This is a genomic window from Streptomyces sp. NRRL F-5630 (assembly GCF_000719475.1).
Taxonomy (GTDB): Bacteria; Actinomycetota; Actinomycetes; order Streptomycetales; family Streptomycetaceae; genus Streptomyces.
This window is the reverse complement of record NZ_JOGO01000027.1, coordinates 24,069-47,695: the sequence shown is the minus strand read 5'-3', so window position 1 is coordinate 47,695 and position 23,627 is coordinate 24,069. Positions and strand designations below refer to the sequence as shown.

Here is a 23,627-nt window from a genome sequence, read left to right as displayed (position 1 = left end):
CCCGTCCGGCCGAGGCGGCGCGGGCGGCCGGGCGCGGGCGCGGCGGCGCCCCGAGCCCCGCCGCGCCCCGTCCCTCAGCCCTTGACGCACACCACCTGCTTGAGCTTCGCGACGACCTCCACGAGGTCCCGCTGCCGCTCCATGACCTGCTCGATCGGCTTGTAAGCGGCCGGGATCTCGTCGATGACGCCCGCGTCCTTGCGGCACTCGACGCCCCGCGTCTGCTCCTCCAGGTCCTTGAGCGTGAAGCGCCGCTTCGCCGCGTTGCGGCTCATGCGGCGGCCCGCGCCGTGCGAGGCGGAGTTGAACGCGGCGGCATTGCCGAGGCCCTTCACGATGTACGAGGACGTGCCCATCGAACCCGGGATGATCCCGTACTCGCCGCTGCCCGCCCGGATCGCGCCCTTGCGTGTCACGAGCAGGTCCACACCCTCGTAGCGCTCCTCCGCCACGTAGTTGTGGTGGCAGCTGATCTCCTGCGCGAAGACCGGCTTCGCCTTCTTGAACTCCTTGCGGACGACGTCCTTGAAGAGCCCCATCATCACGGCGCGGTTGTGCTTCGCGTACTCCTGCGCCCAGTAGAGGTCGTTGCGGTACGCGGCCATCTGCGGGGTCCCCGCGAGGAAGACCGCGAGGTCGCGGTCGACGAGGCCCTGGTTGTGCGGGAGCGCCTGCGCGATGCCGATGTGGTGCTCGGCGAGTTCCTTGCCGATGTTGCGGGACCCGGAGTGGAGCATGAGCCACACCTGGTCCTCCGAGTCGAGGCAGAACTCGATCATGTGGTTGCCCGAGCCGAGCGTCCCCATCTGCTGCCCCGCCCGCTCGCGGCGGAAGCGCACGGCCTCCGCGACCGTGCCGAAGCGCGACCAGAAGTCGTCCCAGCCCGCTGTGGGGAAGCCGTGCAGACGGCCCGGGTCGACGGGGGAGGCGTGCATCCCGCGCCCGACCGGGATCGCCTGCTCGATGCGCGCGCGCAGGCGGGAGAGGTCGCCGGGGAGGTCGTTCGCGGTCAGCGAGGTGCGGACCGCCGACATCCCGCAGCCGATGTCCACACCGACCGCCGCCGGGCACACCGCGTCGCGCATCGCGATCACCGAGCCGACCGTGGCGCCCTTGCCGTAGTGCACGTCCGGCATGACGGCGAGGCCCGCGATCCACGGGAGCGTCGCGGTGTTGCGGAGCTGGTCGAGCGCGCCGGGATCGACCTCGGCCGGGTCGGCCCACAGCCGGATCGGCACCCGCGCTCCGGGCAGTTCGGTGTACGGCATGGTTCCCCCTCGGAACACCCGGCAGGGACACCCGTCAGGGCGTACGAACACGCCTCGACGGAAAAAGCCGGGAATGGGCAAAAATGATCATGTGACGGGCAGAACTGCGCCCGCACTCCATCTCGTTCACACAAAAATGCGGTCACACATACCGCAGCCAGGGGCATCAAAAGGGACAAGCGACCGGCGTGCTCCTCGGCTCGTGCGGTACACATTGTCTCCATCGGCCGCATACCCGCGGCAACCGATTAACCGGCACGAGACCCCGCTCCCAGGCGCGCCGCACGCGCCCCGAGGCGGCGCGGGTCGTGACGAGGGGAGCTGCACGAATGCGCGGGAAGGCGTGGGCGCCCGGCGTCGCGGTCCTGCTGGCGGTGGCACTCGCCGGGTGCACGGGCGGCGAGAACGCCGGGGACCCGGACGCCAAGCGCGGCGCGAGCGACACCACGACGGCCGCGGCCCCCCGCCCGGGCCGCTTCGACACCCTCCCGCAGCCCTGCAAGGCCGTCGACCGCCCGACGCTCGACTCCCTCCTCCCCGGACTGCGCGAACTCGCGGCGGACGACCGCGAGGACGGCTACGCGGGCACGCTCGCCCCGACCTTCGACAACGAGCGCAAGTCCGGCTGCGCCTGGAAGGCCGAGTCCGCCCAGGCCGCCGGTGGCGAGGGCCGCACCGACTCGCTCACGCTCGACCTGGAGCGGGTCGTCTCCTACGACGCGGCGAAGAGCGACGACGACAGGGCGCGCGAGATCTTCGAGAAGCGCCTCACCGCCGCGCACATCCCGGACCCGTCCCCGAGCGGCTCGGCGTCCGGGACCGCGAGCGGCTCCCCGAGCGGCCCGGCGTCCGCGAGCGCCGGCGGCTCCCCGTCGCCCGGCGGCTCCGGCTCTCCCTCCGGAAGCCCCTCCGCCGGAGACAAGGAAAAGGGCAAGAGCGGGCAATCCGCCAGCACCAGCCCTTCTCCCACCACTTCGGGCGATAGCACCACCACTCCCGCCGAACTCCTCCCCCGGACGCTCTCGGGCCTCGGCAACGACGCCTTCCTGAACGACTCCCTGGACACCGCCTCGGCGGGCGCCTCGCACCGCACCGTCACTGTGGTGTTCCGCACGTCGAACGTCGTCGTGAGCGTCATCTACCAGCAGCGGCCGGGCGGTGGGGACGAGGTGCCCGACAGCAGGGAAATGCAGGACAAGGCACGGAAACTGGCGGACCGGATCGCGAGCGCCTTCGAGGACTGAGCAGGCGGGACGGCGGCTTCGCGCCGGAGCCCGGGGAGGCGCACGGGGCGTACGGGGGCCTTTGTCCGGCGTACGGTGACTCACCGGACCTGTCGGCCGGGCCCCCGTGGCCCCGGTCGCCCGACCTGAGCGAAGGAACCATGCACCGACCAGTACAGCGTCTCTCCCGCATACTCGCCTGCGCGGCCGTTCCCGTGATCCTCGTGGCGGCGGGCTGCTCCTCCGGCTCCGACGACGCGGGGGCGAAGGACGACGCCAAGAAGTCCGCCGCCGCCGGGAGCGGCGAGAGCGCGAAGACGGGCGACAGCGCCTCCCCCGAGGCCACCGGTACGGCGACCGTACGGGCCAAGTACGCGAAGCTCCCCGAGCCCTGTGCCGCGGTGAGCGCCAAGACCCTCAAGGCCCTCGTGCCCGCCGCGAAGGACAAGAAGGGCAGCCAGGGCAGCTCCGACGACCTGAACGCGCGCGGCACCTGCTCCTGGAACAGCCTCGACAGCAACGGCGTGCACGGTTCGCAGTACCGCTGGCTGAGCCTCGCCCTCGTCCGCTTCGACTCCGACGCGACGCTCGGCACGGGCGACGAGCGCGCCGCCTCCTACCTCGCCAAGCAGATCGCGGCGGCGCGGGCGACGGCGGACGCGAAGGGCCTCAAGAGCGAGAAGCTCACGGGGCTCGGCGACGAGGCGACCGCCGTCACGTACAAGCTGAAGAAGAAGGAGGGGGACTTCCGGCAGCAGACGCTGCTCGTGCGCACGGCGAACGCGGTCCTCACCCTCGACTACAACGGCGCGGGCCTCGCGGGCGAGAAGGACCCGGACCCGGCCAAGCTCCTCAAGAACGCCAAGCGCGCGGCGGACGACGCGGTCGCGGCGGTCGCGGCGGCGAACGGCGGCGCGGGGAACGGCTCCGGCGACTCGGGCGCGGACGACGCCTCGAAGGGTGCGAGCGAGTCCCCGAAGAAGGACGACGGCAAGAAGTCGGACGCGGACAAGTCCGGCAAGGACGCCACGTCCTCGAAGTCCCCGGCCGCGAGCCCCTCCGGCTCCGCGTCGGCCGACACGTCCACCGGCAAGGACGCCGACGAGGAGAAGTCGGCGGACTGAGCCCCGCGCACCCCGTCACCCCCGTACCCGGCCCCTCCCCAGGACCGGCCGGTACGGGGGTTTCGCGTACCCCCGCCGTAACGATCAGGACACGCCCCTCCCCCGCTCCGGCTTGCGGGAACCCGTGCGCGAGGGCGCGTGCGGGGCCGCCCGGTGGCCTCACCCGCCGAACGCGTGTGCCAACCTGTGGGGGCGCACGTCGGAAGGCGCCTGGCAGCGAGAGGGAGGGATCGCGGGTGGCCGCGACGCAGTTGACACGGACTCACCGCATCCTCGTGGGTGTGGTCGTCGCGGGCGCGGTGATCATCGCGGGGATCGGTTTCGCCGGTTCGTACGCGGCCGTGCGCGAACTCGCCCTGGAGAAGGGCTTCGGGAACTTCAGCTACGTCCTGCCGATCGGGATCGACGCGGGCATCTGCGTCCTGCTCGCGCTCGACCTGCTCCTGACGTGGATTCGCATCCCCTTCCCGTTGCTCCGTCAGACCGCCTGGCTGCTCACAGCCGCGACGATCGCCTTCAACGGTGCCGCCGCCTGGCCGGACCCGCTCGGCGTCGGCATGCACGCCGTCATCCCCGTGCTCTTCGTCGTCTCGGTCGAGGCCGCGCGGCACGCGATCGGGCGGATCGCCGACATCACGGCGGACCGGCACATGGAGGGCGTGCGGATCACCCGCTGGCTGCTCTCGCCCGTGCCGACCTTCCTGCTGTGGCGGCGCATGAAGCTGTGGGAGCTGCGCAGTTACGAGGAGGTCATCAAGCTGGAGCAGGAGCGGCTCGTCTACCGGGCCCGGCTGCGCTCCCGCTTCGGCCGTTCCTGGCGGCGCAAGGCGCCCGTCGAGTCGCTCATGCCGCTGCGCCTGGCGCGGTACGGCGTCCCGCTCTCCCAGACGGCGCCCGACGGGCTCGCCGCCGCCGGCATCGACCCGAGCAAGCCCGTCGTGGCCCCCGTGGAGGCGGCGGCCGTCACGGAGGCGGGGCCCAGGGCCCAGCTCACGGCCCAGGCCGCGCGGCAGCCCGCGCCACCCACGCCCCCCGCACCCCAGCAGCCCCAGCAGCCGCAGGCCGCGCCCGTCCACGAGCAGCCCGCCGCGCAGGAGCCGACGAGCCCGTGGTTCAAGGGCCACCCGCAGGCCGTGGCCTACCAGGGCGGCTACGACCCGTCCTTCGCCCCCGAGTCGTACGCCCTGCCCGAGGACCCCGAGTACCCGGAGCCCCCGGTCGACGAGGAGGACCCCCGCTTCGCCCCGCGCTTCCACGCCCCGTACCAGCCGCAGCACTGGTACGAGGGGCAGCAGGACCACGAGGGGCAGCAGGACCAGGCACCGGAGCGGGAGCAGGCACGGGAGCGGGAGCAGGCACGGGAGCGGGAGCAGCGGGCACCCGGGCAGGAGCCGGGGCGGCGGGAGGAAGAGGGGACGGAGCCCATCCAGGTCCCGGCCGGTCCGCACCGCACCCGGCCCCTCGCCGAGCGTTCCGGGGCCGAGGCCGCTCCCGGCTCCCGTGTCCCCGGCCGGCACCAGGACTCCCCCGCCGCCGAGGCGCCCGCCGAGGAGGCCGCCCCCGGCGACGCCCCCTCCGGGAAGGACGACTGGCTGCCCGACGACATCTCGCGCGAGGAGGCGTACTACGGCGTCTTCCGGCAGTACGTGCGCGAGATGGGCGGCTTCCCGAACCCCCGCCAGTTCGGCAAGTACCTGCTGGAGAACTACAACGTCACCGCCCCCGGGGGCGGCCCGCTCCCCGAGCGTGAACTCGCCGCGTGGCTGGCGGAGTTCGAGCCGCGCCACACCGGCGAGCTGGACGCCGACGCACCCGCCTGAGCCACCCCGCCCAGCCGGAAGGGCCGGACCCCCGAGAGGAGGTCCGGCCCTTTCCCGCACGGCTGCGGCTCACTGCCCCAGCAGGAACCGCACGCGCTCCGCACCCACCGCGAGCAGCAGCGTGGGCAGGCGCGGGCCCGTGTCGCGGCCGACGAGGAGGCGGTACAGGAGCGCGAAGAACGTGCGCTGCGCGGTCTTCAGCTCCGGCGTCGGCTTCGCCTCCGGGTCGAGCCCGGCCATGATCTTCGGCACGCCGTAGACGAGCGTCGTCAGGCCGTCGAGCGACCAGTGGGTGCTGAGCCCCTCGGCGAGGAGCCGCAGCGACTCGCGGTCGGTCTCGCCGAGCGAGCCCAGCAGCTCCGCGTCCGGCTCGGTCCGCACCACCGTGCGCTGGTCGGCCGCGACGTACGTGGAGATCCACGCCTCGGCGCGGTCGAGCCGGGGCCGCACCTCGTCGAGCGAGGCGAGCGGGTGGTTCGGGTCCAGCTCGCCGAGGATGCGCAGCGTCTGGTCCTCCGCGCCCGCCGTGATGTCGGCGACGGAGGCGAGGGTGCGGTACGGGAGCGGGCGCGGCGTCGCGGGCAGCGGGCCCGCCGCCGTGCCGACCGCGCGCGTGTACGCGGCGGTGTCGGCAGGGAGCGCCGAGCCGTCCGCGACCTTCGCGCCGAGCTTGTCCCACTCGTCGTACAGGCGCTGGATCTCCTGGTCGAAAGCGATCTTGAACGACTGGTTCGGGCGGCGGCGCGCGTAGAGCCAGCGCAGGAGCGGCGCCTCCATGATGCGCAGCGCGTCGGCCGGGGTCGGGACCCCGCCCTTGGAGCTGGACATCTTCGCCATGCCGCTGATGCCGACGAACGCGTACATCGGGCCGATGGGCTGCGTGCCGCCGAAGATCTCGCGGACGATCTGCCCGCCGACGACGTACGAGGAACCCGGCGAGGAGTGGTCCACACCGGACGGTTCGAAGATCACGCCCTCGAAGGCCCAGCGCATGGGCCAGTCGACCTTCCAGACGAGCTTCCCGCGGTTGAACTCGGACAGCCTGACCGTCTCCGAGAAGCCGCAGTCGGCGCACGTGTAGGACAGCTCGGTGCTCTCGTCGTCGTACGCCGTGACGACCGTGAGGTCCTTCGCGCAGTTCCCGCAGTAGGGCTTGTACGGGTAGTAGCCGCCCGCGCCGCCGCTGCCGTCGTCCTCGCTCGCCGCGCCGGAGCCCTCGGCGGCCTCGACCTCGGCCTCGTCGAGGGGCTTCTGGCTCTTCTTGGCGCCCTTCGGGTCCTTCTTCGTGCGGTACTGGTCGAGGATCGCGTCGATACGGCCGCGCTCGCGCATCGCGTGCAGGATCTGCTCGCGGTAGACGCCCGCCGTGTACTGCGCGGTCTGGCTGATGCCGTCGAACTCGACCCCGAGGTCGGCGAGCGCGTCCACCATGGCGGCCTTGAAGTGCTCCGCCCAGTTCGGGTACGCGGAGCCCTTCGGGGCCGGGACGGAGGTGAGCGGCTTGCCGATGTGCGCCGCCCAGGACTCGTCGACGCCCTCGACGCCGTTCGGGACCTTGCGGTAGCGGTCGTAGTCGTCCCACGAGATGAGGTGGCGCACCTCGTACCCGCGCCTGCGGATCTCGTCGGCGACGAGGTGCGGGGTCATGACCTCGCGCAGGTTGCCGAGGTGGATGGGGCCCGAGGGCGAGAGCCCGGAGGCGACGACGACCGGTTTGCCCGGGGCACGACGCTCGGACTCGGCGATGACCTCGTCGGCGTAACGGGAGACCCAGTCTGCGGTCTCTGTGCTCTGAGCCACGATCGGCACGTCCTTCTTCCGGGGAGAACGGGGATGGTCCCGGCCATTGTCCCAGGAGCGGGGGCGTGGGGGGAAGCGGGAGGGGACGCCGCCCGCCGGGACGGTCCGCGGGCGCCGTCCGGGGCGGCCCGATAACCGTTCGAGAGCCCTCTCCCGCTGGTGGGATACTGGCGGGAGTATCTGCACCCCCGAGGAGAACGGCTCCCTCTCTTATGGCTTCGGTCACGTCCCTCACCGCTTCCGTCGAACAGCAGCTCAAGGACGCTCTCGCCGCCGCCCTGCCGGCCGCCGGGGACGCCGACCCGCTGCTGCGCCGAAGCGACCGGGCCGACTACCAGGCCAACGGGGTGCTCGCGCTCGCGAAGAAGGCCAAGGCCAATCCGCGGGAGCTGGCGACGCGGGTCGTGGCGGCGCTCCCGGACAGCACGGTGATCAAGGAGGTCGAGGTCTCGGGCCCCGGCTTCCTCAACATCACGGTCTCGGACGAGGCGCTCGTACGGAACCTGGCGGCGCGGACCGCTGCCGGTGAGCGGCTCGGCGTCCCGTACGCGGAGCACCCGGGCCGGACCGTGATCGACTACGCGCAGCCGAACGTGGCCAAGGAGATGCACGTCGGGCACCTGCGCTCGGCGGTCATCGGCGACGCCGTGATGCGGATGCTGGAGTTCACCGGCGAGACCGTGATCAGGCGGCACCACATCGGCGACTGGGGCACGCAGTTCGGGATGCTCATCCAGTACCTCATCGAGCACCCGGCGGAGCTGGACCGCTCGGACGCGGCCTCCGGCTCCGGCTCCGGCTCCGGCTCCGGTGAGGCGTCCCAGGCCGCCGGTGAAGCGGCCATGTCGAACCTGAACCGGGTCTACAAGGCATCGAAGCGGCTCTTCGACGAGGACGAGGGCTTCAAGGACCGGGCCAGGCGCCGGGTCGTGGACCTCCAGGCCGGTGACGAGGAGACCCTCCGCTACTGGCACCGCTTCGTGGACGAGTCGAAGGTCTACTTCAACGCGCTCTTCGGCAAGCTCGACATGGACATCAGGGACGCCGACATCGTCGGCGAGTCCGGGTACAACGACATGCTCGCCGAGACGTGCGACCTCTTGGAGCGGTCGGGCGTCGCGGTGCGCTCCGAGGGCGCGCTGTGCGTCTTCTTCGACGACGTGAAGGGCCCGGACGGCAACCCGGTCCCGCTCATCGTGCGGAAGTCGAACGGCGGCTTCGGGTACGCGGCGACCGACCTCTCGGCGATCCGCAACCGGGTCTTCGACCTCAAGGCGGACACGCTCCTCTACGTCGTGGACGCGCGGCAGGCGCTGCACTTCAAGATGGTCTTCGAGACCGCGAGGCGGGCGGGCTGGCTGAGCGAGGACGTCCGGGCCGTGCAGCTCGCCTTCGGCACGGTGCTCGGCGCGGACGGCAAGCCGTTCAAGACGCGGGCGGGCGAGAGCGTCCGGCTCGTGGACCTCCTCGACGAGGCCGTCGAGCGGGCGACCGCGGTCGTGCGCGAGAAGGACGTCAAGGGGCAGCTGAGCGAGGACGAGATCGCGGAGCGGGGCGCGCAGGTCGGCATCGGCGCGGTCAAGTACGCGGACCTGTCGACCTCGGCGAGCCGGGACTACAAGTTCGACCTGGACCAGATGGTCTCGCTCAACGGCGACACCAGCGTGTACATCCAGTACGCGTACGCCCGTATCCAGTCGATCCTGCGGCGCGCGACCGACTCGGGCGCCCCGGCCCCGGCCGCGCACCCGGAGCTGCCGCTCGCCCCGGCGGAGCGCGCCCTGGGCCTGCACCTCGACGCCTTCGGGGACCAGGTCCTGGAGGCGACCCACGAGTACGCGCCGCACAAGCTCGCCGCGTACCTCTACCAGACGGCCTCGCTGTACACGACGTTCTACGACCAGTGCCACGTCCTGTCGGACGACAACGCGCCGGAGGTCGTGGCGAACCGCCTCTTCCTGTGCGAGCTGACGGGCAGGACGCTGGCGGCGGGCCTGGGACTGCTGGGGATCAGGGCGCCGAAGAGCCTGTGAGGGGGGCGGGTCCCCCGCGCGCCGGGGCTGCGTCGCCGCGCGGGTGACGCGCGGCGGCGGCCGGGCGGGCGGACGGCGGGGCCGGGTGCGCTCCGAGCGCCCGGCGCGGTGGCCGCCGGACACCGGGCGGGACATCGGCCCTGCCGTGACCGGGCGTTGACGCCACGGCGGGGACGCGTCGCCGTCACCTCCGCAGCGCGGCCCCCAGCCTCGCCAGCCCCTCCCCGATCGTGGCCTCGTCCTGCGTGACGAAGCACAGCCGCAGGGTGCGCGGGTCCGGGTCGGCGGCGTAGAACGGCGCCCCCGGCACGTACGCCACGTCGTACGTGACCACCTCGCGCAGCAGATCCGCCGCGTTCGCCCCCGCCGGGAGCCGCGCCCACACGAACATGCCGCCCTCGGGCCGCGCGAACTCCGCGCCGTCCGGGAGGGCGGCGGGGAGCGCGGCGAGCATCGCGTCCCTGCGCCGCCCGTACGCGGCGGCGACGGTCGCCACGTGCGCGTCGAGATCGTGGTCGGCCAGGTAGCGTGCGGCGGCGAGCTGGTTGAGGGTCGGGGTGTGCAGGTCCGTGGACTGCTTGACGACCGCGCAGGCGCGCCGCAGCGCCTCGGGCGCGCGCAGCCAGCCGAGCCGCAGCCCCGGCGCCATGACCTTCGAGAAGCTGCCGAGCAGCACCGTGCGGTCCTCGGCGCCCGGGTACGTCGCGAGCCACGGCACGCGCTCGCCCTCGTACCTCAGCTCCCCGTAGGGGTCGTCCTCCAGAAGCCAGAGGCCGCGCCGCGCGGCGACGGCGGCGACAGCGGCGCGGCGGGCGGCGGTCGTCGTGCGCCCGGTGGGGTTCTGGAAGGTCGGCACGGAGTAGAAGAACTTCGGCCGTTCGCGCGCGGCGAGCGCGTCGAGCGCCTCCGGGTCGACGCCGTCCTCGTCGCAGGGCACGGGCACGACGCGCGCCCCGGCGAAGGCGAAGACCTGGAGCGCGGCGAGGTAGCACGGGCTCTCGACGAGCACCGTGTCCCCGGCCTCGACGAGCGCGCTCGTCACGAGGTGAAGGCCCTGCTGCGAACCGGTCGTGACGAGCAGGTCCTCCGCTTCGGTGGGCAGCCCGCGCGCGGTGGTACGGGCGGCGAGCGCGGCCCGCAGCGTCGGCTCGCCCTCGGTCGTCGCGTACTGGAGCGCCTTGCCGCCGCTCTCCCCGAGCACGGCCGCGAAGGCGGCGGCGACCCCGGCCACGTCGAAGAACTCGGGCGCGGGCAGGCCGCCCGCGAAGTTGATGACCTCCGGACGCGCGGTGACGGCGAGGATGTCGCGCACGGGCGAGGACTTGACGGAGGCGGCACGGGCGGCGAGCGGAGCGGGCTGCTGACGGGGAACGGCTTCGGCGTGCGCGGACGCGGGTGCGGGTGTCATGGCTGCGCAGCTTAGGGCGTGGGCGCCGGGAGGGGTACGGCGGTCCGAGGGCCGGGCCGGAAAACGCGGGTCCGCCGGCGCGGGGGAAGCGGGGCCGGGGAGCGCACCGTGTGCGGGGCCGGGGAGCGCGGGCCCCCGGGCCGGAAAGCGCACCGTACGCGGGGCCGGGGCCCTCGGTCCGGCCTGTTACCCCTTCACCTCCGGCCCCCACGCCGTGTCCCCGGGCGGCTGCCGCCAGGTGGGGCGGCCCTTGGCGGGGGCCGTGCGGAAGGGGGTGCCCGCGTCGGTGACGCGGAGGGTGCCGTGTCGGTCGCCGCTGGACCAGTCGATCTCCAGGCACCACGTGACGTCGTGCGCCGACGTGCGCGCCGTCACGTAGAAGACCTCGGGGTCGCTCGCGCTCACCTTGTACGGGAAGTCCCGCTGCCCCGAGAGCGGCTTCAGCTCGGGCCGGGGCGCGTCGAGGTCGGTCGTGAAGCCCTCCGCGGGGACGTTGCCGCCGCAGCCCACGCCCATGATGTACGCGTCCCAGGCGAGCGGCGGCCCGCTGCGCAGCGCCCGCACCCGCATCGCGTTCAGGACGACCGTCTCGGCGCCCCTGCCCTGGAGCGTCACCGCGATCCGCTGCTCCCCCGCGGGCACGGCGCCCAGCGCCCGCGCCCACCCCGCCGCGTCGCCCTCGGTCGGCGGGGGCGGCACCTCCTCCGGGCCGCTGTGCACGAGGTAGCGGGGGCTGCACGGGTCCTCCCACGCGTGCGCGTTGACGCGCGCCGTGACCGGGGTGCCGGTGGCGAGGGGGGCCGGCGCCGACGTGCCCGGCGCGGAGGAGGCCGTACGGTCCGGGGTCGTGCGCGGCGAGGGCGGGGACGAGGGCGAGGGCGAGGGGCTCTCCGAGGCCGCGGCGCTCTCGGTCCCCGCAGGGCTCGGGGTCACCGCGTGGCCCGCCGCCGCGGGTCCCCCCTTCGCCGCCGCGTGGCCGCCGCCCGCGTCCCCGCCCGCGAGCCGCCCCGCCGCGATCCCGCCCCCCGCCACCAGGACCACGAGCGCGGCGGCGGAGGCGAGGAGGAGGCGGGGTCGGCGGGAGCGGGAAGGCGGGACCGTGCCGGTGACAGGGGTCCCGGCGGGCCCCTCCCCGGCGGCGGGCGGCGCGGGCCGTGGCTCCGGCGGCGCGGGGACCTCCGGCGCGGGGGCTTCGGCGGCCTCCTCCCGCAGGGAGCCCGGGGTGACCCCGCCCCCTCCGGGGGTCTCCGCGCGTCCGGGGGTCTCCGGGGCCTTCTCCGGCGCGGGGGACTGCGCCGCCTTCTCCGGCGCGGGTGTCTCCGCCGCTACAGGTGTCTCCGCCGCCTTCTCCGGTTCGGGCTCCGTCCGCGCCGATGGCCCCCGTTCGCCCCGTGCCGTCTCCTGCTGGTCCTTCGCCGCGGCCCTCGCCGCGTCCGCGAGCAGCCAGCGGCGGTGCAGGTCCATCAGCTCGGCGCGGTCGGCGCCGCAGAGGCGCGCCAGGCGGTCGGCGGGAGTGAACTCCGCCGGGAGCGCGTCCCCGTTGCAGTAGCGATGCAGGGTCGACGTGCTCAGGTGCAGGCGTTTGGCGAGCTGGCCGTAGCTCAGCCCGGACCGCTCCTTGAGCTCCTTCAACCGAGCGGCGAACGCCTCGTTCTCGCTCCCCGAAGCCACCCCGTACCGCCTTCCCTCAGTCCTCCGTACCCCCGCCGCCGTCCCGTCCGGCCGTTCCAGGAACCCCTCGTTCGCGCAGCTCAGAGGGGGTGGAATCGTTCCGGCGTCCCGGCCGGGGCCGTCGCGCTGGCGGCCGGGACACGGGCGGGGCCAAGCTCAGGACATCAAAGCACGGCGCCGGTTCACGACCGGCCGCCCACCGGGCACACCGCCGGTGGCCGTGCGCCACCACGTACCGCCCGAGAGGTCTTCGCCATGCGCGCTTTCACCCGTACCCGCTCCCTTCGCCCCCTCGCCGCCGCCCTCGTCGCGACGGGCGCCCTCGCGCTCACCGCCTGCTCGGGCGGCGGGAGCGGCGGGGTCGGCGAGGCGAAGGACGCGGGTCCCGCGACCACGGTCTCCCAGGCGAGTCAGAAGGAGAAGGCGGAGGGGAAGGGCGCGGAGGAGTCCGGCAAGGGGAGCGGCGACGCGAGCGGCGCGGCCGGGTCGTCCAGCTCCTCGGGCTCGTCGGACTCCTCGGACTCTTCCGGTTCGCACGCCGGTGCGGGTGCGGCCGGCGGTACGGCGAAGGACTCGGCCGGTGCCGCGAGCGGCGGAGCGCAGACCGGCCGGAGTGCCGGGAAGGGCCGGGCCGACACCCCCTGCACCGCGACCAACAGCAAGGTCCAGGTCTCCTCCGTCACCCGCCCCATCAACCACCTCCTCATCACCCTCACCAACACCTCCGGCGCCACCTGCAACGCGTACTACGCGCCGTACGTCGGCTTCGACGGCGACCAGGCCGCCACGCGGCGGATCGAGGAGTCCAAGCCGCAGGCGGTCGTGACACTCGCGCCGGGCGAGCACGCCTACGCCGCCATCGCGCTCGGCGGCGACGGCGACCACGGCCGTACCTCCCGCAAGATCGCGGTCTCGATGCCCGGCAGGAACGACGCTGGGACGGTCGGCGGGGTGGCCACGCTGAAGGCGCCGGGCGGCAAGGTGTACCTGGACGACAACGCCGGGGTCACCTACTGGCAGTACGAGATGAGCGACGCGCTGACCTGGTGACCGCGCGGCACCGGTGCCGGCTCGGCCCCGGGGACCGCGCCGGTCCGGCGGACGCGCGGCGGCCCGTACCCCACCCGAGGGGGTACGGGCCGCCGTGTGTGCGGGGGCGCGGCGCCGTCGGCTCAGCGCCAGCGGCTCACCTGCACGTTCTCCAGGACCCCCAGCGCGTCGGGCACGAGGACGGCCGCCGAGTAGTAGGCGGTGACGAGGTAGGAGATGATCGCCTGCTCGTCGATGCCCATGAAGCGGCAGGACAGGCTCGCCTCCAGTTCGTCGGGGATGCCCGGCTGGTGCAGGCCGATGACGCCCTGCTCCTCCTCGCCCGTACGCATGCAGATGATCGAGGTCGTGCGGTCCTCGCCCACCGGGATCTTGTTGCACGGGTAGATCGGGACGCCGCGCCAGGTCGGGATGCGGTGGCCGCCGACGTCGATCGACTCGGGGACGAGGCCGCGCCTGTTGCACTCGCGGCCGAAGGCGGCGATGGCGCGCGGGTGGGCGAGGAAGAGCTTCGATCCCCGGCGCCGGGAGAGGAGTTCGTCCATGTCGTCCGGGCTCGGCACCTCGTCGTGCGGCTGGAGGCGCTGGTCGTAGGCGGCGTTGGCGAGGAGCCCGAAGTCGCGGTTGTTGACGAGTTCGTGCTCCTGGCGCTCGCGCAGAGCCTCCACGGTGAGCCGGAGCTGGTGCTCGGTCTGGTTCATCGGCTGGTTGTAGAGGTCCGCGACGCGCGTGTGGACCTTCAGCACCGTCTGCGCGACGGAGAGTTCGTACTCGCGCGGGCTCGCCTCGTAGTCGACGAACGTGTGCGGGATGACGGGCTCGCCGCTGTGCCCGGCGGCGAGGTCGATCGCGGCCTCGCCGTACTTGTTGGTGCGCTGCTCGGGCAGGCGGGCCGCGTGGCGCAGGTGGTCGGCGAGGGAGGGGGCGCGCTCGGCGAGGTTGAGCACGTCGGCGCGGCTGAGGACGAGGACGGTGCACTCGGTCTCGGCGCGGGCCGTGCTCTCCCAGACGGCGTCCTCGGACAGGAGGGCCTGCTCGCCGAAGTAGGCGCCGTCGCCGATGACGCCGAGGTTCGTCTCGTCGCCGTACGAGCCGGTGCCGAGCCGGGCGACGCGGCCGTGGGCGAGAAGGTGGACGGCGTCGGCGGACTCACCGGCGGTCGTGATGACCGTACCGGCGGGGTAGACGCGCTGCTCGCAGCGGGAGGCGAGTTCGCGGAGCGCGTCGGCGTCCTCGAAGTCCCGCAGCGGCGGCAGTTCGCGCAGCTCGTCGGGGATGACGCTGACCTGCGAGCCGGTCTGGACGAAGGTGACGCGACCGTCGCCCACGGAGTAGGAGAGGCGGCGGTTGACCCGGTAGGTGCCGCCCTGCACGGAGACCCACGGCAGCGCCTTGAGCAGCCAGCGGGAGGTGATCTCCTGCATCTGCGGGGCGGACTTCGTGGTGGTGGCGAGATTACGCGCCGCCGCCGCCCCGAGTGCCTGCTGGGGCGTTTCCTGTGCTTCGTTTTCAGCGCGGACGGACAAATGAATACCTCCGTGTCGGTGAAATGCCGAGCCATTTTTACAGCCGATCTCATTTCTCGGCACCCACCTGCGGAGTGAATCGCCGAACCTCCGTACGAGTGAGGCGCGGGGCGGGGTGCGCGGGCGAGGCGAGACCCGCGATATCACGGGCAAACCCCCGCCGAACTGCACGGATTCCGATGCTGGTCAAGCTGTTTGGCGGGTGATCACCCGGGCGGGGACGACGTACGAAAAACAGCGTCAGGCCCGTACGAATTTTTCCTCTGTCCACGTTTTCCGCTCCGCCTCCGTTACCGCTGTGCGGAAAAGCCGAAAGTATTGCGGGGCCTCGGGCCGGTCGCGGATACTCCATGGGTCCGTATTCCCGACGCGTATTGGCGTTGATCCATGGCCCAGCCCTTCACGCTCCCCGATTTCTACGTCCCGTACCCGGCCCGGCTGAACCCGCACCTCGAAGCCGCCCGCGTCCACGCGCGCGCGTGGGCCCGGTCGATGGGCATGCTGGAGGGCTCGGGGGTGTGGGAGCAGCGCGACCTCGACGCGCACGACTACGCGCTGCTGTGCGCCTACACGCACCCGGACTGCGACGAGGAGGCGCTGAACCTCGTCACGGACTGGTACGTGTGGGTCTTCTTCTTCGACGACCACTTCCTGGAGCTGTTCAAGCGCGGTCAGGACCGCGAGGGCGGCAAGGCGTACCTGGACCGGCTGCCCGCCTTCATGCCGGCGGACCTCGCGGACGGCTTCCCCGAGCCGGAGAACCCGGTCGAGGCGGGACTCGCGGACCTGTGGCGGCGCACGGTCCCCGCGATGTCGGCGGACTGGCGCGAGCGCTTCTCGACCTCGACGCGCAATCTCCTCAACGAGTCGCTGTGGGAGCTGTCCAACATCAACGCGGGCCGGATCTCCAACCCGGTCGAGTACATCGAGATGCGCCGCAAGGTCGGCGGGGCGCCGTGGTCGGCGGGGCTCGTCGAGTACGCGGCGGGGGCCGAACTCCCCGCCAGGGTCGCGGGAACCCGCCCCCTCCGCGTCCTCACGGACGCCTTCTCGGACGCCGTGCACCTGCGCAACGACCTCTTCTCGTACCAGCGCGAGGTCGAGGACGAGGGCGAACTCAGCAACGGCGTCCTGGTGCTGGAGCACTTCCTGGGGTGCACGACGCCGGAGGCCGCCGAGGCGGTCAACGACCTGCTCACCTCCCGGCTCCAGCAGTTCGAGAACACCGCGCTGGTCGAACTGCCCGCGCTGAGCGCCGAGTACGGTCTCGATCCAGCCGAGAACGCGGCACTCGCCCTGTACGTCAAGGGACTTCAGGACTGGCAGTCGGGCGGCCACGAGTGGCACCTGCGCTCCAGCCGCTACATGAACGAGGGCGCCGTCTCGGGCGTCGCCGCCGGTCTCAGCGGGGTGCTCGGGACGAGCGCGGTGCACCTCGCCGCCGCGCTCGGCAAACCGGCCCGCGCCCGTCTGCGCTCCCACACCCGCCCGCCGCACACCCACGAAGGCCCGTCCCTGCTGCCGGACTTCACGCTGAGCTACCCGCTCGGCCTGAGCCCGCACCACGAACGGGCACGCGCGGCCTCCGTGGACTGGGCCGAGCGGATGGGGCTGCTCCACGACATCTGGGACCGCGAGAAGCTGGAGGGCTACGACTTCGCGCTCTGCTCGGCGGGGCTCGACCCGGACGCGAGCCCGGAGGAGCTGGAACTCAGCGCCGAGTGGCTGACGTGGGGTACGTACGGGGACGACTACTACCCGCTCGTCTTCGGCCGTCCCCGCGACCTCGCGGCGGCCCGCGTCCTGCACGAACGGCTGCTTACCTGCATGCCGTTGGAGGAGCCGTCGCTCGCGGCGGGCTTCGCCGCGGCACCGATCGAGCGCGCGCTCGCCGACCTGTGGGCGCGTACGGCGGGAGCGATGGAACCGGTCACGCGCGCCGCGTTCCGCGACGGCGTGGAGCACATGCTGGAGAGCTGGCTGTGGGAACTGGGCAACCAGGCGCAGCACCGCGTCCCGGACCCGGTGGACTACCTGGAGATGCGCCGCCACACCTTCGGCTCCGAACTCACCATGAGCCTCAGCCGGATGCGCCACGCCGCGACGCTTCCCGCCGGGGTGCTCGACAGCGGCACGGTGCGCGCGCTGGAGAACGCGGTGGCGGACTACGGCTGCCTGATCAACGACGTGTTCTCGTACCAGAAGGAAGTGCAGTACGAGGGTGAGCTGCACAACCTCGTACTGGTGGTGGAGAACTTCTTCGGGTGCGACTACCCGACGGCGTTCCGCATGGTGGAGCACCTGATGGCAGCGCGACTCGACCAGTTCGAGCACGCGGTGGCGCACGAACTGCCGGTACTGTACGCGGACTTCGGCCTCACGCGCGGGCAGATCGCGACGATGGAGAAGTACCTGGACGAACTGCGGGACTGGCTCGCGGGCATCCTCAACTGGCACCGGGGAGTCCGGCGTTACGACGCGGCCTTCCTCCCGGCCTGCCTGCCGTACGGGGCGGTGCCCGAGACGACGGGGCGGGGGATCGCGGGGGCGGCGACGCCGGGACGCGGGGTCGCGGGGGCGGTCGGCACGGCGGGGGCGGTCGGCACGGCCGGGGGTGGCGTGCGGGGGACGGCGGGCGTTCCCGCGCCTGCTGCGGCGCCGAGTGCGGCGCTCCCGGGCGCGGCGGTCCCGGTGCCCGATGCGGCGGCCTCGGCGGCGCCCGGTGCGGCGACTGGGGCGGTGCCCGCCTCGGTGGCCGGGTGGCGGTATCCCTCGGGGATCGGGACGAGCGCGGCGCGGGTCGGGTCGGGCGCGGTGCGCTAGACGGGGGGGCAGTTCGCGAGGGGGCGCGACGCCCGGGGGGTGCGGTCGGCGGGGCGGCGGGCGGATCGCGTCCGGGGCGGGACACCGGCCGCCCTGCCCCCGAGCCCCCGTCCACCCTGGTCCGCCCCCTCACCGCCCGCTCCCCCCGCTCGACGAGGCCCCTTCGGCCTCCCGTCCCGGGAGCAGCAGTGACAGCGGCAGTGCCAGCGCCGTCGCCCCGAGCGCCCACCAGAAGGCCGTGCCGTAACCGGCGGCCACCGTCTCGGCGCTCGCCGTCGTGTGCTGAAGGACGACGGCGAGCACGGCGGTGCCGACCGAGCCGCCGATCTGCTGGGAGACGCGCGAGATGATGCTCGCGTCCGGGATCTCGTGGTGGGCGAGGCCGAGGAAGGCGGCGCCGTTGAGCGGGACCATCGCGGCACCGAGGCCGAGTCCGCGCAGGAAGAGCGCCGCGAGGAGCGGCACCGTGGGCGCGTGCGCGTCCGCGAGGGCGAAGGGCAGGGTGCCGAGCGTCACCAGCGCGAAGCCGGTGAGGGCGACGGGGCGCGGCCCGAGCCGGTCGGTGAGGTGCCCCGCGCGGGTCCGGGCGACGAGCGTGCCGAGGCCCTGCGGGATGAGGAGCAGCCCCGCGCCGAGCGCGCCCTCGCCCCGTACCTGCTGCCAGTAGAGCGGGAGCAGCAGCATGGCGCCGTACAGACTCGTGCCGCCGAGGAAGAGCAGGGCGGCGGAGGCCGCGGGCGCGCGGTGGCGCAGGAGCCGCAGGTTGATGAGCGCGTGCGCGCGCGGCAGCGAGCGGGCGACGAAGGCCAGGACGAGGACGAGACCCGCGACCAGCGGCACGAGCACACCCGCGCGGGCGAGGCCCGCGCTGCCCTCGACCCGCGAGAGCCCGTACAGGAGCGCGGCGACGCCCGGCGAGAGCAGCAGCAGACCGACGACGTCGAGTGCGGGGCGCGGGGCGCCGGGGGCGGGGCGGTCGTCCGGGAGGTCGCGGTGGGCGAGGACCGCGCCGACGAGGCAGAAGGGGATGTTGACGAGGAAGAGCCAGCGCCAGTTCCCGACGCTCAGGAGGAGGCCGCCGAGCACGGGGCCGAGGAGGGGCCCGAGCGCGGTGGGCAGGGTCACGGTCGCCATGACGCGGCCGATCTCGCGACCTTTCGCCGCCTGCATGATCAGCGTCGCCATGAGCGGCATCATGATGCCGCCGCCGATCCCCTGGACGACGCGGAAGGCGATGAGCGCGGGCGCGTTCCAGGCGAGCGCGCTGAGCACGGAGCCCAGCAGGAACACGGTGAGCGCGCCGGTCCACAGGCGCTTGCCGCCGACCCGGGCCTGGGCCCACTTGGTGAGCGGGATCGTGACGAAGACGGCGAGCAGGTAGCCGGTGCCCACCCACTGGATCGTGGCGATCGAGGTGTGCAGGGAGCGGGTGAGGTCGTCGAACGCGACGGTGACGATCGTCGTGTCGAAGACGACGGCGAGGGCCCCGATGACGACGGTGAAGGCGAGCCGCCAGACGGCGGGATCGACAGGGGCGGGGCCGCCGGGACCGGCGGGGCCGCGAGCGGCGGGCGCGGGGTCCGGCGGGACGGGTGCGGAGGAGTGAGCGGGCATGACGGGACACCGCCTTAAGATATACAGTCCTATCTAGAGCTTTCGGGAACGAGAGTAGGGGTCCAGCTTTAGATAGGCAAGTCTATCTAAAGGGTGGGGAGGGTAGGTGGATGGCCGAGCGGCGACGCGGTGCCGCCCTGGAGCGGGCGCTCCTGGACGCGGCGTGGGAGGAGCTGACGGCGCACGGGTACGCCGGCTTCACGATGGACGCGGTGGTGCGGCGCGCGGGGACGAGCCCGCCGGTCCTCTACCGCCGCTGGCCGGACCGCGACACGCTCGTACGGGCCGCCGTCGGCCACGTACTGAAGCGCTCGCACATCGACGTACCCGACACGGGCAGCCTGCGCGGGGACGTCCTGACCCTCATGCGGACGATCAACGAGACGCGCGTGCGGCTCATCACGGTCATGAACGCGCACCTCGCCGGTTACTACCAGGAGACGGGCACGAACCCGGGGGACCTCCTGACGGAGGCGCGCGAGGCGAACGGCGACGTGATCTGGGAACGGGCGCTGGCACGCGGCGAGATCGCCCCCGGCCGTCTGACGGAGCGGATCAAGAGACTCCCCTTCGACCTGCTGCGCCACGAGATCCTGATCTCGTTCGCGCCGGTGCCGGACGAGGTGCTCGAAGAGATCGTGGACACGATCGTGCTGCCGCTGGTGAGGTAGGGGCCCCCGCCCCGCCCGCCGGGGGTCACGGCACGCCGGGGCGGACCACGCCCCCGGCCCCGTACCGCCGCTCCTCCCGCACCGCCGCCCTGGCACCGCCTCCCGAAAGGCCCCTCCCATGACGGACCCCGCGCCCCTCCCCCCACGGACTCCCGCGCCGCGCCTCCTCGCGGACTTCGGCACGGTGCTGCGCGAGGCGTCCGGCGAGGCGCGCGGGGCGCTGTGGCGGCTCGCGGAGGAAGGACGCCAGCTCGACGCCAACCTCGTGCGGCTGGGGCCGGGCGAGGAGGTCGGTGCGCACCGCGAGGACGCGGTGGACGTACTGCTGCTCGTCGTGGCGGGGACGGGGTCGGCCGGGGGGACGGCGGTGCGTCCTGGCAGCGCGGTGTGGCTGCCGCGCGGGGCGGCGCGAGAGCTGCGGGCGGGGGCGCGCGGGCTCGCGTACGTGACGGCGCACCGGCGCAGGGCGGGGCTGACGATCACGGGGCGGCGGGCGGAAGCGGCGGCCGAGGGCGGCGAGCCCGCCTGCCTGCTGCCGCTCGTGTGCCCGGGGTGCGGGCGCGTATCGGCGGACACGCGCCCGGTGTTCTGCTCACAATGCGGGGAGCGCTGGCCCACCGACTGAGCCGGCCCACCGACCGAGCACGCCCCCGACCGAGAGGCGGCCCCGATGGTCTCCGTACGCCGCGTCGTCCCCCTCCTGCGCACCCGGTCCCCCGCCCGTAGCCGGGAGTTCTTCGCCCTTCTCGGCATGGAGCAGGTGATGGACCACGGCTGGATCGCCACCCACGCCGCGCCCGCCACCCCGAGCGCCCAGCTCAGCACGACGACGGGCGACGCGACAGGGCCCGTCACGCCCGTGCTGAGCATCGAGGTCGACGACGTGGACGCGGCGTACGAGACGCTGCGCGCGAGCGGCGCGGAGGTGCTGTTCGCGCCGCGCGACGAGGAGTGGGGCGTCCGCCGCTTCTTCGTCCGGGAGCCGGGCAGCGGAGCGGTGCTCAACGTGCTGGCCCACGGCGGGTGAGGTCCGGGGACGCGGGCGCGAGGGCCCGGTAGGGTGCGCCGGCATGGCACCGCGACAGCACCGCCCCCCGCTCCGAGCGGACGAACGCACCGCGCTCACCGGCTGGCTGGACCTGCAACGGAAGATCCTGCGCTGGAAGTGCGAGGGACTGAGCGACGAGGACGCGCACCGCTCCCTCGTCCCGACCTCACCGGCCATGACGATGGCCGGTCTCCTCTCGCACATGCGCTGGACCGAGCACATGTGGCTGGAGGTGGCGTTCCTCGGCGGCGACAAGCGGGTGAACCCGGCGTTCGACCCGTCGGCCGAGGACGCCGACTGGCACACCGGCGGCCGTCCCCTGGCCGAGCTGCTCGCGGAGCACGAGACACAGTGCGCCCGCAGTGACGAGATCGTCGCCGCGGCGTCTCTGGACGACACCGGCCGGCACCCCGACTTCCACGACAGCGGCGCCGCCCTCCGCTGGATGCTCCTCCACCTCGTCGAGGAGACGGCGCGGCACGCGGGCCACGCGGACCTCCTGCGCGAGATGCTCGACGGCACGAAGGGCTACTCCTAGGGGCGGGCCCGCTCCCGCAGCGGGCCCCCCGCCCCGCCGCCCCGCGTCGTAGCCTGGCCCCATGTCCACGCAGCCGCAGCCGCAGCCGCACCAGCACCCCGGCTCCGCGCCCGACGCCCCCACGGCCGCCGGCCCCGACGCCCCCGCCGGCCCCGCCTACGACGCCCTCGTCCGCCTCCTCGCCGCCGGTGGCGTCACGGTCCTCACCGGCGCGGGCATCTCGACCGAGTCCGGCATCCCCGACTACCGGGGCCCCGCCGGGAGCCTCAGGCACCACACGCCGATGACCTACGAGGAGTTCACCGGCAGCGAGGAGGGGCGGCGCAGGTACTGGGCGCGCAGTCACGCCGGGTGGCGGCGGATCTGGCGGGCCGCGCCCAACGCGGGGCACCACGCGGTCGAGGCGCTGCGCCGCGCCGGGTTCGTCTCCGGTGTCATCACGCAGAACGTCGACGGGCTGCACCGCGCGGCGGGCACGCGCGAGGCCGTCGAACTGCACGGCGGGCTCGACCGGGTGATCTGCCTCGACTGCGGCCGGGTCACCGCGCGCGAGGAGCTGGACGGGCGGCTGCGCGCGCTCAACGGCGACTTCGGCGAGGCGGCGGGCGCGCGGGTCAACCCGGACGGGGATGTCGAACTGCCGGAGGAACTGGTACGGGAGTTCCGTATCGCCCCCTGCGCGGCCTGCGGCGGCGTCCTCAAGCCGGACGTCGTCTTCTTCGGCGAGACGGTCCCGAAGCCGCGCGTCCGGCGCTGCTTCGACCTCGTCGACGCCGGGCAGGGCGTCCTCGTGCTCGGCTCCTCGCTCACGGTCATGTCGGGCCTCAGGTTCGTACGGCACGCGGCCCGCGCGGGCAAACCCGTCGCGATCGTCAACCAGGGCCCCACGCGGGGCGACGACCGCGCCACCCTGCGCCTCGACCTCCCCCTCGGCACCGCCCTCCCCGCCCTCGCCCACCGGCTCGGCGCACCCCTGCCGCCCCAGTGAGACCGCCATCGGCCCCCGCCGCCGCACCAGGAGGCACCCCGTGCCCGCCGCAGCACTCGCCGCACTCGACGACACCGCCCTCGCCCGCCTCCTCGCCACGAGCACGCCCCTCGCCGCCGGGATCGGGGGCCGCACGGCACGGCTCGACATCGCGGGCACCCCCGTGTTCGTCAAGCGCGTGCCGCTGACGGCACGCGAGGCGGAGCGGCGGTCGACCGCCGATCCGTACGGGCTGCCGCTCGTCTGCCACTACGGGATGGGCGCGAGCCCCGCGGGCGGGGCGTGGCGCGAACTGGAGGCGCACCGGGCCGCCGAGGCCCTGGGACTGGCGCCGCGGCTGTACCACTGGCGGCTCGTGGCGGAGACGGAGCCGCCCCTGCTGCCCGCGGAACTCGCCGACACCGAGGCCGTGTCGCGGAGCTGGGGCCCCGAAGCGGCGCTCCGCGTGACGGAGTTGCGGCACGCACCCGCGAGTCTCGCGCTCTTCATGGAGTACGTGCCGCAGACGCTCGACGACTGGCTCGCTCCCCGCCTGCGGGGCGCCGCCGGGGAGCGGGAGGTGGCGCGCGTGGCGGACCGGCTCGACTCCGCCGCGCGGACCATGAGCGCCCACGGGCTCGTGCACTTCGACGGGCACTGGGGCAACGTCCTCACCGACGGCCACCGCGTCCTCTTCACCGACTTCGGCCTCGCGCTCGCGGACACCTTCGCGCTCACCGCGCGGGAGACCGCGTTCCTCGCCGACCACCGCGACCACGACCTCGGCTACACGCGCAGCTTCCTCGTCAACTGGCTCCTCACGCGGGCGTACGGCCTGACGAGCGCCGAACGGCACGCCTGGATCCGCGCACCCCGCCCCCTCGACGAGCCCGGCCCCGGCGCCGCCCTCCTGGCGCGCGACGCCCCGCTCACCGCCGTACTGACGCCGTTCCTCGTCGCGGTCGCCAAGGGCGCCAGGAACACCCCGTACCCGTCGGCCGAGGTGGCCCGCACCCTGCGTCCCTGAGCACCGGGCCGGTCAC

At 73.8% G+C, this 23,627-nt stretch carries 18 protein-coding genes; 12 read left to right on the top strand and 6 right to left on the bottom strand.

All coding sequences use genetic code 11. The features are described from left to right. Positions 1 to 74: 74 nt before the first annotated feature. Positions 75 to 1,268: an RtcB family protein gene (locus IF99_RS0115070; RefSeq protein ID WP_030996994.1), complete on the bottom strand. Its 1,194-nt coding sequence runs from the start codon at positions 1,266 to 1,268 to the stop codon at positions 75 to 77. A 329-nt stretch (positions 1,269 to 1,597) separates the two neighbouring features. On the opposite strand from IF99_RS0115070, the gene IF99_RS0115065 reads away from it, so the two are divergent. From IF99_RS0115065 to IF99_RS0115055, 3 genes are all read left to right on the top strand, one after another. Then, on the top strand, positions 1,598 to 2,512 hold the full coding sequence (locus tag IF99_RS0115065) for a hypothetical protein (protein WP_030996993.1): 915 nt from the start codon (positions 1,598 to 1,600) through the stop codon (positions 2,510 to 2,512). A gap of 140 nt (positions 2,513 to 2,652) precedes the next feature. Continuing rightward, positions 2,653 to 3,615, top strand: coding sequence for a hypothetical protein (locus tag IF99_RS0115060; protein WP_030996992.1), 963 nt, complete (start codon positions 2,653 to 2,655; stop codon positions 3,613 to 3,615). A gap of 236 nt (positions 3,616 to 3,851) precedes the next feature. Beyond that, positions 3,852 to 5,435: a DUF2637 domain-containing protein gene (locus tag IF99_RS0115055; protein ID WP_030996991.1), complete on the top strand. Its 1,584-nt coding sequence runs from the start codon at positions 3,852 to 3,854 to the stop codon at positions 5,433 to 5,435. Positions 5,436 to 5,504: 69 nt separating this feature from the next. Here IF99_RS0115055 and lysS read toward each other — a convergent pair whose 3' ends face one another. Next, on the bottom strand, positions 5,505 to 7,244 hold the full coding sequence (gene lysS, locus IF99_RS0115050) for a lysine--tRNA ligase (protein WP_030996990.1): 1,740 nt from the start codon (positions 7,242 to 7,244) through the stop codon (positions 5,505 to 5,507). A 203-nt stretch (positions 7,245 to 7,447) separates the two neighbouring features. On the opposite strand from lysS, the gene argS reads away from it, so the two are divergent. Continuing rightward, entirely contained in the window at positions 7,448 to 9,268 is a 1,821-nt protein-coding gene (gene argS / locus IF99_RS0115045; RefSeq protein WP_030996989.1) for an arginine--tRNA ligase, read from the top strand. A gap of 184 nt (positions 9,269 to 9,452) precedes the next feature. On the opposite strand, the gene IF99_RS0115040 is transcribed toward argS, so the two are convergent. Together IF99_RS0115040 and IF99_RS0115035 are read right to left on the bottom strand one after the other, a co-directional pair. Further along, complete coding sequence (locus tag IF99_RS0115040) at positions 9,453 to 10,676, bottom strand: PLP-dependent aminotransferase family protein (RefSeq protein ID WP_030996988.1); 1,224 nt, start codon at positions 10,674 to 10,676, stop codon at positions 9,453 to 9,455. Positions 10,677 to 10,862: 186 nt separating this feature from the next. Then, positions 10,863 to 12,347 carry a helix-turn-helix domain-containing protein gene (locus tag IF99_RS0115035; protein ID WP_030996987.1) on the bottom strand — a complete coding sequence of 495 codons (1,485 nt, stop codon included), beginning with the start codon at positions 12,345 to 12,347 and terminating at the stop codon, positions 10,863 to 10,865. Between the two features lie 255 nt (positions 12,348 to 12,602). Between IF99_RS0115035 and IF99_RS0115030 the strand changes: the two genes are divergently transcribed. Continuing rightward, entirely contained in the window at positions 12,603 to 13,397 is a 795-nt protein-coding gene (locus IF99_RS0115030; protein WP_030996986.1) for a DUF4232 domain-containing protein, read from the top strand. A 122-nt stretch (positions 13,398 to 13,519) separates the two neighbouring features. Here IF99_RS0115030 and IF99_RS0115025 read toward each other — a convergent pair whose 3' ends face one another. Beyond that, complete coding sequence (locus IF99_RS0115025) at positions 13,520 to 14,923, bottom strand: family 2B encapsulin nanocompartment shell protein (protein WP_030996985.1); 1,404 nt, start codon at positions 14,921 to 14,923, stop codon at positions 13,520 to 13,522. 387 nt (positions 14,924 to 15,310) lie between these two features. Here IF99_RS0115025 and IF99_RS0115020 point away from each other — a divergent pair, with 387 nt between their 5' ends. Then, positions 15,311 to 17,746 (top strand): terpene synthase family protein, encoded by a 2,436-nt coding sequence (locus IF99_RS0115020; RefSeq protein WP_030996984.1) that lies wholly within the window; start codon positions 15,311 to 15,313, stop codon positions 17,744 to 17,746. A gap of 129 nt (positions 17,747 to 17,875) precedes the next feature. Here IF99_RS0115020 and IF99_RS0115015 read toward each other — a convergent pair whose 3' ends face one another. Further along, the gene (locus IF99_RS0115015; RefSeq protein WP_051703512.1) at positions 17,876 to 19,360 is read right to left on the bottom strand and encodes a DHA2 family efflux MFS transporter permease subunit; all 1,485 of its coding nucleotides are present in this window, start codon (positions 19,358 to 19,360) and stop codon (positions 17,876 to 17,878) included. A 110-nt stretch (positions 19,361 to 19,470) separates the two neighbouring features. Here IF99_RS0115015 and IF99_RS0115010 point away from each other — a divergent pair, with 110 nt between their 5' ends. From IF99_RS0115010 to IF99_RS0114985, 6 genes are all read left to right on the top strand, one after another. Continuing rightward, positions 19,471 to 20,031 (top strand): TetR/AcrR family transcriptional regulator, encoded by a 561-nt coding sequence (locus IF99_RS0115010; protein WP_030996981.1) that lies wholly within the window; start codon positions 19,471 to 19,473, stop codon positions 20,029 to 20,031. Positions 20,032 to 20,149: 118 nt separating this feature from the next. Further along, positions 20,150 to 20,656, top strand: coding sequence for a cupin domain-containing protein (locus tag IF99_RS0115005; RefSeq protein WP_030996980.1), 507 nt, complete (start codon positions 20,150 to 20,152; stop codon positions 20,654 to 20,656). Positions 20,657 to 20,701: 45 nt separating this feature from the next. Beyond that, the gene (locus IF99_RS0115000) at positions 20,702 to 21,058 is read left to right on the top strand and encodes a VOC family protein (RefSeq protein WP_030996979.1); all 357 of its coding nucleotides are present in this window, start codon (positions 20,702 to 20,704) and stop codon (positions 21,056 to 21,058) included. Between the two features lie 43 nt (positions 21,059 to 21,101). Further along, a complete protein-coding gene (locus tag IF99_RS0114995) occupies positions 21,102 to 21,617 on the top strand; it encodes a DinB family protein (RefSeq protein ID WP_030996978.1) in 516 nt (171 codons plus the stop codon). A 61-nt stretch (positions 21,618 to 21,678) separates the two neighbouring features. Beyond that, the gene (locus IF99_RS0114990) at positions 21,679 to 22,605 is read left to right on the top strand and encodes an NAD-dependent protein deacetylase (protein WP_030996977.1); all 927 of its coding nucleotides are present in this window, start codon (positions 21,679 to 21,681) and stop codon (positions 22,603 to 22,605) included. 40 nt (positions 22,606 to 22,645) lie between these two features. Then, a complete protein-coding gene (locus IF99_RS0114985) occupies positions 22,646 to 23,611 on the top strand; it encodes a hypothetical protein (RefSeq protein WP_030996976.1) in 966 nt (321 codons plus the stop codon). Positions 23,612 to 23,627 lie beyond the last annotated feature (16 nt).